General features: G+C 45.0%; 6 protein-coding genes. 1 reads left to right on the forward strand and 5 read right to left on the reverse strand.

Annotation, left to right across the window (positions count from 1 at the left end; all coding sequences use genetic code 11):
• Nucleotides 1-92 precede the first annotated feature (92 nt).
• On the reverse strand, nucleotides 93-1,211 hold the full coding sequence (citZ, locus tag RAC86_RS34135; RefSeq protein ID WP_014114751.1) for a citrate synthase: 1,119 nt from the start codon (nucleotides 1,209-1,211) through the stop codon (nucleotides 93-95).
• A 334-nt stretch (nucleotides 1,212-1,545) separates the two neighbouring features.
• Entirely contained in the window at nucleotides 1,546-2,010 is a 465-nt protein-coding gene (locus RAC86_RS34140; RefSeq protein WP_014114752.1) for a DUF441 domain-containing protein, read from the reverse strand.
• Between the two features lie 96 nt (nucleotides 2,011-2,106).
• On the opposite strand from RAC86_RS34140, the gene ytvI reads away from it, so the two are divergent.
• Nucleotides 2,107-3,222, forward strand: coding sequence for a sporulation integral membrane protein YtvI (gene ytvI, locus RAC86_RS34145; RefSeq protein ID WP_072182597.1), 1,116 nt, complete (start codon nucleotides 2,107-2,109; stop codon nucleotides 3,220-3,222).
• 32 nt (nucleotides 3,223-3,254) lie between these two features.
• Here ytvI and RAC86_RS34150 read toward each other — a convergent pair whose 3' ends face one another.
• The 3 genes from RAC86_RS34150 to RAC86_RS34160 all read right to left on the reverse strand — a co-directional run.
• Complete coding sequence (locus RAC86_RS34150) at nucleotides 3,255-3,638, reverse strand: FxsA family protein (protein ID WP_072566676.1); 384 nt, start codon at nucleotides 3,636-3,638, stop codon at nucleotides 3,255-3,257.
• 93 nt (nucleotides 3,639-3,731) lie between these two features.
• A complete protein-coding gene (pyk, locus tag RAC86_RS34155) occupies nucleotides 3,732-5,489 on the reverse strand; it encodes a pyruvate kinase (protein WP_041521039.1) in 1,758 nt (585 codons plus the stop codon).
• A gap of 41 nt (nucleotides 5,490-5,530) precedes the next feature.
• Nucleotides 5,531-5,996: 6-phosphofructokinase (locus RAC86_RS34160; RefSeq protein ID WP_377886581.1), on the reverse strand; the 466-nt coding region annotated here is incomplete at its 5' end.

Consider the following 5,996-nt stretch of genomic DNA (forward strand, 5'->3'; position numbering starts at 1 on the left):
TTTTCTCAACATTCAATGTAAAGTGTAAACCACTTTTGATGTTCTGAACAAGAGGCTAACCTCATTAACGCAAGCCAGCCTCCAATGGTTCTTTAGGCTCTTTCTTCAATCGGAACAAATGCTTGTTTATCAGGGCCTGTGTAATCTGCCCGCGGGCGGATCAGTCGATTGTTGTCATACTGCTCAAGAATATGAGCAAGCCAGCCGGACATTCTGCTTATAGCAAAAATCGGTGTGAACAAATCATGGTCAATACCGAGGCTGTGATAAACAGAAGCCGAATAGAAATCAACGTTAGGCGGTAGCTTTTTCTCTGATGTGACGATCTCTTCTACGCGAATCGACATCTCATACCATTTGCTTTCGCCTGTCAGGTTGGTCAGGCGCTTGCTCATTTCTTTCAGATGCTTCGCGCGCGGGTCACCATGCTTATACACGCGGTGGCCGAATCCCATGATTTTTTCTTTCTTTTCAAGTTTGGCGCGGATGTACGGCTCAGCGTTTTCTACTTCACCGATTTCTGTCAGCATCTTCATCACGCCTTCATTTGCACCGCCGTGAAGAGGACCCTTCAGTGCGCCGATTGCGGCAGTAATGCCTGAATAGATATCAGAAAGTGTTGCGACGCAGACCCTTGCTGTGAACGTTGACGCGTTCAGCTCATGGTCAGCATGTAAAATCAGCGCTTTGTTGAAAGCTTCAACCTCAATTGGCGAAGGCTCTTCACCGTTTAATGTGTAGAGAAAATTCTCGGCAATGCCGTAGTCTTCTCTCGGTTCAACAGGTTCAAGGCCTTTGCGGATTCTGGAAAACGCTGCAACCAAGCCAGGCACCTTTGCCTGAAGGCGGATCGCCTTTCTATAGTTGGCTTCCGGGTTCATGGTATCAGCCTCGCTGTCAAGCAGGCCTAGTAATGAAATTGCTGTCCGAAGAGCAGCCATGGGATGAACATTTTCGAGGGAATAAGATTTGAAGTGCTCAATAATTTCTTGCGGAACGACAGCTTCCTTTGCAAGCTGCTGCTTTAACTCATCAAGCTCCTTTTTGTTCGGCAGCCTTAAATGCCAAAGCAAGTAGATGATTTCTTCAAAACTTGCATTCTCTGTTAAATCATCGATATCATACCCCACATATGTAAGGGTATCGTCAATAATAGAACTAACAGATGATGTTGTTGCTACAACCCCTTCTAGACCGCGTGTCGCTGTCATATATAACATCTCCTTTTCAATAAATTTCCCCTTTAAGAGTGTTGTAAAAACATGAGGCTTACTTAAAAAGCATGATGCAAGTATTTCTCTCCCCCTAAAAGAAAATGCTTACATTTTACTGCCTGCTTCTACTGAAACCCTTTGCTTATGAAAGAACATAACAAATTCTTATAAGCTTATTTAAGTTTAAGCCTATTCTCATTATAAACAATAATCAGACATTTGTTAAATGTTTACCTATAATTTTTTTTTTTCGTTCTGTGTTTTCCCCGAAAAAACGCCTTTATTTGCGGGTTTTTGCATATAAAAAAAAGCGGCCTGAGAGCCGCTTTTTTTATGAAGTGAACAGTTTTACGATCTGCATGGCTAAATAAGCAATCCCCGCTCCGATCAGCGGTCCCACCGCAACTCCGCCAAAAAGCGCGACTGCAAGAATGGTCCCGATCACAAGAGCAGTTGTAATATGCGGGTCATTTTCCAGCAAGGTCAGGCCGTTTTTGGCAATCAGCGCCACTGCAATTCCTGCTCCCAAGGCGATCCAAGCATAGGAAGACCGTACTGCTTCTCCAAGCTGCTTAAATCCGATTTCTCCCGTGGCAATCGGAACAAGAACAGCGATCGTGATAATGGTCACTCCCCAGTTAATGCCTTTTGACTGGATGGTTGGAAATAATTTCTGGTCAAGTCCAACGATTTTGATGATCAAAAGGACGGATACAGCAAAGAGCAATGATTGGTTTTTTGCGATAAGTGCAATAGCCAAGAGTATAATTAAAAATAAATTCGCTTGTGTAAACACATGCCATCCCTCCTTAAAGATGAATGTATTCATATTCAGCCGGAGCGTGAATACATATAAAAAATAGGACATGCTGACGAGAGGAGGACCGATTTCGTGAATCAATCTTATATCACTATTTTATTCAGAACCCTCTTTGTCATATCAGTTACCGCAGGATCGATAGCTGCGGCCTATTATTCGTTTCCGTTAACTTATCCGTTCCTAATCGCCCTTATTCTCTCATCAGTGATTCATCCTGTTGTTGACTATTTGGACAAAGTGACAGGATTCCCCCGAACGGTAAACGTCCTGGGCGTGCTTGCTTTTTTTCTGCTCGCCGCCTTCGGCGTGCTCACCATTCTTGTAGCGGAAATCGTAACGGGAACAGCCTATCTTGCAAAAACACTGCCACCGCATATCAGCACGTTTATCTCATATTGCGAAAAATTATTTACGACTCATATCCAGCCGCTCTATAACGAACTGACCCTTTTGTTTCAAGAATTGGAGACCAACCAGCAGGCTTCCATCGTTACTCACATCCAGACACTCGGTGATTCCGCCGCTAAAAATGCCGGGCTGCTGCTGTCCCACATTCTAGAAATGATCCCGAGGTTTTTCGCGCTTCTTCCCAATACGGCGGCTGTTCTGATTTTTTCTCTCCTGGCAACATTTTTTATGACAAAGGATTGGCACAAACTGAAAGCGATGCTCGTTTCGATTCTGCCTGATCGGGTTACAGCTAACAGCAAGGCCATAAGCAGCGAATTAAAAAAAGCAATGACCGGTTTTATCAAAGCTCAGGCCGTTCTCGTTTTCATTACGATGGTAATTGTATTTATCGGCCTTTCTCTCTTAAAAGTAGAACATGCTGCAACAATTGCTTTTTTAATCGGGCTTGTTGATCTTCTCCCTTATTTGGGTGCGGGTTCCGTATTTGTGCCGTGGATTTTGTATTTATCGATTACAGGCCAGCTGCCTCAGGCGATCGGAATCGGTGTACTGTACCTCGTCGTTCTGATTCAGCGGCAGCTGACAGAGCCTAAAATACTTAGTAAATCTATCGGGATCGATCCGCTGGCAACGCTCATCGCCCTGTTTGCCGGTTTTAAATTATTCGGGTTTTTAGGATTGATTGCCGGGCCGGCTGTTCTCGTCATCATCCAAGCCTTCATCACAACAGGCGCATTAAAGGAAGTATGGTCCTACATTACTGTTCAACAAAAATAAAACAGCAGCCCATGTTGCATGGCTGCCGTTTTTTATTTGATGATGATCCGCTTGTTCTTCGACATCCCTCTCAGCCATTTGAACAGAATCGGCTTACACCAGCTGCGGGTAAACGGGATAAGCAAACAGGCGCCGGCCAAATCTGATAAAAAGCCCGGAAGCATCAGCAATAGACCGCCAATGAAAATGCACAGGCCGTCAGCAATCGCTTCCCCCGGCATTTTGCCATATTGAAGATCACGCTGAACCTTGTAATATACTTCGATTCCTTGTTTTTTTGCAGCTGCTGCGCCGATAATGCCCGTCAGAATCATTAAAAGGACCGTCGGCAAAATGCCGATCAGCTTGCCTGAAAATAGGAATATGCCGATTTCTATTGCCGGAAATACAATAAAAAGCAAAAATAAAAATCTCATATCCAAGCCCCCCACACGTGTAACACGCCTCTGTTCAACATTAGGCGAGATAAAGAGAAAAGGAAGGGATTCCCCTTCCGTTTTCACCTGTGATTAAAGAACGCTCGCACGGCCTTGGTAGACTGCGCCTCTGGAAGCGTCAACTGTAATTTCCTGGCCTTCTGTCAAAATAGATGTCGCATTTTCAAGGCCAACGATTACCGGAATGCCAAGGCTTAATCCAACTACCGCAGCATGGCTTGTCAAACCGCCTTCTTCTGTAATAAGGGCAGACGCTTTTTCAAGAGATGCAATCATATCACGGTCAGTGCTTTTTGTAACGAGTACCGCACCGTCAGTCATTTTTTGCTCAGCTTCTTTTGCATTTTGTGCAATGACAACCGGACCGAAAGCTGATTTGCGTCCAATGCCTTGGCCTTTAGCGATGATATCGCCGACAGTGTAAACTTTCATTAAGTTCGTAGTGCCAGACTCACCGACAGTGCCTGCTGTAATGACGATTAGATCGCCGTGTTTTACAATTCCGCTGTTCAATGATTTTTGGACAGCATCCTCAAGCATCTCATCCGTTGTGTTCGCATTTTGGCCGCTTTCTGCGAATACGCCTGATACGAGCGCAAGTTTTCTGGAAACAGCATCATTTACAGTAACCGCAACAATCGGCGCCTGTGGACGGTATTTCGCGATCATACGCGCTGTATGGCCACTTTCAGTCGGTGTTACGATCGCAGCAGCATTCAGGTTAATTGCCGTATGTGCGACAGATTGTCCAATTGCGTCTGTAATCGTCATTCCTACTTGATCTCTGCGTTTTGAAAGAATTTCTTTATAATTTAAAGCTTCTTCAGAACGGGACGCGATGTTGTGCATCGTTTGAACCGCCTCAACCGGATAGCTTCCGGCAGCTGTTTCACCAGAAAGCATGATCGCATCTGAGCCGTCGAAGATCGCGTTTGCAACGTCACTTGCTTCCGCACGAGTCGGACGCGGGTTGCGCTGCATGCTGTCAAGCATTTGTGTCGCTGTAATAACAGGTTTTCCTAGCGCGTTGCATTTTTTGATCAGCTCTTTTTGCACGAGCGGCACTTCTTCAGCTGGAATTTCCACACCTAAGTCTCCGCGTGCAACCATTAAGCCGTCAGACACTTCGAGAATAGCATCGATATTGTCAACGCCCTCTTGGTTTTCGATTTTAGGGATGATTTGAATATCCTGAGCGTTGTGCTCTTCAAGAAGCTCACGGATTTCAAGCACGTCCGTAGAACGGCGAATGAAAGATGGCGCGATAAAGTCTACTCCCTGCTCAATACCGAAAACGATGTCTCGTGCATCTTTTTCAGTGATACCCGGAAGATTGACACTGACGCCCGGTACGTTAACACCTTTTTTATTTTTAAGTGTTCCGTTGTTCAATACTTTTGTTTTGATTTCGCGTTTAGCAGCATCTACATCTAGTACCTCAAGGCCGATAAGTCCGTCATCTAACAGAATCGTTGAACCTTTTTCAACGTCGTCAACTAAACCTTCATATGTGACTGAGATTTTATCTGTTGTTCCCACTACCTCGTCCATTGAAACGATAAGCTCTTTGCCTGTTTCGAGCTCAATGCCGCCGTTTTCCATTGTATGTGTGCGGATTTCAGGACCTTTTGTATCAAGCAGGATACCGATGTTTTTGCCAAGCTTTTTGCTTGCTTCGCGGATATTTTTAATTCTTGCACCGTGCTCCTCAAAATCTCCGTGAGAAAAGTTTAATCGAGCCACGTTCATTCCTGACTCCATTAATTTCGTAAGCATTTCAACACTTTCACTTGCCGGACCGATAGTACAAACAATTTTAGTTTTTCTCATTTGGTTCACTTCCTTCTGAAATCTTCAGCCTTCAGCTGACATTAAATAGACAGTTCTTTTGAAAGCTGATACATGTTTTGCTCAACTGTGTGTTTTGTATCCAGTATTTCTATAATATCATGGTCTACAAGCTTATTGTTTTGTATACCTACACAGCGTCCGCCTTTTCCTTCTAGCAGCAGTTCAACAGCATATGCGCCAAGACGGCTTGCCAGCACGCGGTCAGCAGCGCTTGGAGAACCTCCGCGCTGGATATGGCCCAGTACAGATACCCTAGTTTCAAGATTTGTTTCTTCTTCAATGCGTTTCCCGAACTCAACACCGCTGCCTACACCTTCGGCAACGATAATAATACTGTGTTTCTTGCCGCGTTCGTGGCCGCGTTTTAAGCGGGCAATGATTTCGTGCATGTCATAGTCTGCCTCAGGGATTAAGATTGATTCCGCGCCCCCTGCAAGACCGGCCCACAATGCGATATCACCGGCATGGCGGCCCATTACTTCGATC

It is taken from the genome of Bacillus sp. LR_5 (assembly GCF_042709275.1).

What these genes read in the sequence shown, in the direction of transcription:
- citZ (WP_014114751.1), bottom strand. Translation starts at nt 1,211, where the DNA reads ATGACAGCGACACGCGGTCTAGAAGGGGTTGTAGCAACAACATCATCT.
- RAC86_RS34150 (WP_072566676.1), bottom strand. Translation starts at nt 3,638, where the DNA reads ATGAGATTTTTATTTTTGCTTTTTATTGTATTTCCGGCAATAGAAATC.
- pyk (WP_041521039.1), bottom strand. Translation starts at nt 5,489, where the DNA reads ATGAGAAAAACTAAAATTGTTTGTACTATCGGTCCGGCAAGTGAAAGT.